General features: G+C 48.4%; 2 rRNA genes. Both read left to right on the top strand.

The features are described from left to right. Positions 1-163 precede the first annotated feature (163 nt). Positions 164-3,090, top strand: a 23S ribosomal RNA gene (locus LQ693_RS13235). 83 nt (positions 3,091-3,173) lie between these two features. Then, a 5S ribosomal RNA gene (rrf, locus tag LQ693_RS13230) occupies positions 3,174-3,272 on the top strand; the annotation flags it as partial.

Here is a 3,272-nt window from a genome sequence, read left to right as displayed (position 1 = left end):
ACATTGAAAACTAGATAAGTAAGTAAAATAGATTTTACCAAGCAAAAAACCGAGTGAATTTCTAACGAAATTCAACAAGCTTAATAATCGCGCGTCGTCTTTATAGACGACATCACAGATTAATAACAGTTATTTTCTTAAACATTATGTATAAGGAAATATAGATTAAGTTATTAAGGGCGCACGGTGGATGCCTTGGCACTAGAAGCCGAAGAAGGACGTTACTAACGACGATATGCTTTGGGGAGCTGTAAGTACGCTTTGATCCAGAGATTTCCGAATGGGGAAACCCAGCATGAGTTATGTCATGTTATCCGCATATGAATACATAGTATGTGAGAAGGCACACCCGGAGAACTGAAACATCTTAGTACCCGGAGGAAGAGAAAGAAAACTCGATTCCCTGAGTAGCGGCGAGCGAAACGGGAAGAGCCCAAACCAATAGGCTTGCCTATTGGGGTTGTAGGACACTCTATACGGAGTTACAAAGGAAATGATTAGACGAATGGTTTTGGAAAAGCCAACCATAGAAGGTAAAGGTCCTGTAGTCGAAAGTCATTTCTCTCCTGAGTGGATCCTGAGTACGGCGGAACACGTGAAATTCCGTCGGAATCTGGGAGGACCATCTCCCAAGGCTAAATACTCTCTAGTGACCGATAGTGAACCAGTACCGTGAGGGAAAGGTGAAAAGCACCCCGGAAGGGGAGTGAAATAGAACCTGAAACCGTGTGCTTACAAATAGTCAGAGCCCGTTAATGGGTGATGGCGTGCCTTTTGTAGAATGAACCGGCGAGTTACGATTTGATGCAAGGTTAAGCAGTAAATGTGGAGCCGTAGCGAAAGCGAGTCTGAATAGGGCGAATGAGTATCTGGTCGTAGACCCGAAACCAAGTGATCTACCCATGTCCAGGTTGAAGTTCAGGTAACACTGAATGGAGGACCGAACCGACTTACGTTGAAAAGTGAGCGGATGAGGTGTGGGTAGCGGAGAAATTCCAATCGAACTTGGAGATAGCTGGTTCTCTCCGAAATAGCTTTAGGGCTAGCCTCAAGTGATGATTATTGGAGGTAGAGCACTGTTTGGACGAGGGGCCCCTCTCGGGTTACCGAATTCAGACAAACTCCGAATGCCAAATAATTTAACTTGGGAGTCAGACTATGGGTGATAAGGTCCGTAGTCGAAAGGGAAACAGCCCAGACCACCAGCTAAGGTCCCAAAATATATGTTAAGTGGAAAAGGATGTGGCGTTGCCCAGACAACTAGGATGTTGGCTTAGAAGCAGCCATCATTTAAAGAGTGCGTAATAGCTCACTAGTCGAGTGACACTGCGCCGAAAATGTACCGGGGCTAAACATATTACCGAAGCTGTGGATTATCCGTAAGGATAATGGTAGGAGAGCGTTCTAAACGTGTCGAAGCATGATCGTAAGGACATGTGGAATGTTTAGAAGTGAGAATGCCGGTGTGAGTAGCGAAAGATGGGTGAGAATCCCATCCACCGATTGACTAAGGTTTCCAGAGGAAGGCTCGTCCGCTCTGGGTTAGTCGGGACCTAAGCCGAGGCCGATAGGCGTAGGCGATGGATAACAGGTAGATATTCCTGTACCACCTATGATTGTTTGAACGATGGGGGGACGCAGTAGGATAGGCGAAGCGTGCTGTTGGAGTGCACGTCCAAGCAATAAGACTGAGTGTTAGGCAAATCCGGCACTCGTAAGGTTGAGTTGTGATGGGGAGTTGGATCATGTATCCGACGAGTCGTTGATTTCACACTGCCAAGAAAAGCCTCTAGTTAGAAAATAGGTGCCCGTACCGCAAACCGACACAGGTAGTCAAGATGAGAATTCTAAGGTGAGCGAGCGAACTCTCGTTAAGGAACTCGGCAAAATGACCCCGTAACTTCGGGAGAAGGGGTGCTTTTTAGGGTGCAAGCCTTGAAGAGCCGCAGTGAATAGGCCCAAGCGACTGTTTATCAAAAACACAGGTCTCTGCTAAACCGTAAGGTGATGTATAGGGGCTGACGCCTGCCCGGTGCTGGAAGGTTAAGAGGAGTGGTTAGCTTCTGCGAAGCTACGAATCGAAGCCCCAGTAAACGGCGGCCGTAACTATAACGGTCCTAAGGTAGCGAAATTCCTTGTCGGGTAAGTTCCGACCCGCACGAAAGGCGTAACGATTTGGGCACTGTCTCAACGAGAGACTCGGTGAAATCATAGTACCTGTGAAGATGCAGGTTACCCGCGACAGGACGGAAAGACCCCGTGGAGCTTTACTGTAGCCTGATATTGAAATTTGGCACAGCTTGTACAGGATAGGTAGGAGCCTTTGAAACGTGAGCGCTAGCTTACGTGGAGGCGCTGGTGGGATACTACCCTGGCTGTGTTGACTTTCTAACCCGCACCATTTGATCATGGTGGGAGACAGTGTCAGGCGGGCAGTTTGACTGGGGCGGTCGCCTCCTAAAGAGTAACGGAGGCGCTCAAAGGTTCCCTCAGAATGGTTGGAAATCATTCGCAGAGTGTAAAGGCACAAGGGAGCTTGACTGCGAGACCTACAAGTCGAGCAGGGTCGAAAGACGGACTTAGTGATCCGGTGGTTCCGCATGGAAGGGCCATCGCTCAACGGATAAAAGCTACCCCGGGGATAACAGGCTTATCTCCCCCAAGAGTTCACATCGACGGGGAGGTTTGGCACCTCGATGTCGGCTCATCGCATCCTGGGGCTGTAGTCGGTCCCAAGGGTTGGGCTGTTCGCCCATTAAAGCGGTACGCGAGCTGGGTTCAGAACGTCGTGAGACAGTTCGGTCCCTATCCGTCGTGGGCGTAGGAAATTTGAGAGGAGCTGTCCTTAGTACGAGAGGACCGGGATGGACATACCTCTGGTGTACCAGTTGTCGCGCCAGCGGCATAGCTGGGTAGCTATGTATGGACGGGATAAGTGCTGAAAGCATCTAAGCATGAAGCCCCCCTCAAGATGAGATTTCCCAACTTCGGTTATAAGATCCCTCAAAGATGATGAGGTTAATAGGTTCGGGGTGTAAGCGCAGTAATGTGTGTAGCTGACGAATACTAATCGATCGAAGACTTAATCAAATTTAAATCGGTTTTAGCCGTAAAATCTACTTACTATCTAGTTTTGAATGTGTAATACATTCATCATAAGTTATTACTATTTGTCTGGTGACGATAGCAAAGAGGTCACACCTGTTCCCATGCCGAACACAGAAGTTAAGCTCTTTAGCGCCGATGGTAGTTGGGCTTACGTTCCGCGAGAG

This window comes from Mammaliicoccus sp. B-M6, assembly GCF_022386965.1.
Lineage (GTDB): Bacteria > Bacillota > Bacilli > Staphylococcales > Staphylococcaceae > Mammaliicoccus > Mammaliicoccus sciuri_A.
Note: the sequence above shows the minus strand (reverse complement) of the source record. Positions and strands in the feature narration are given on the sequence as shown.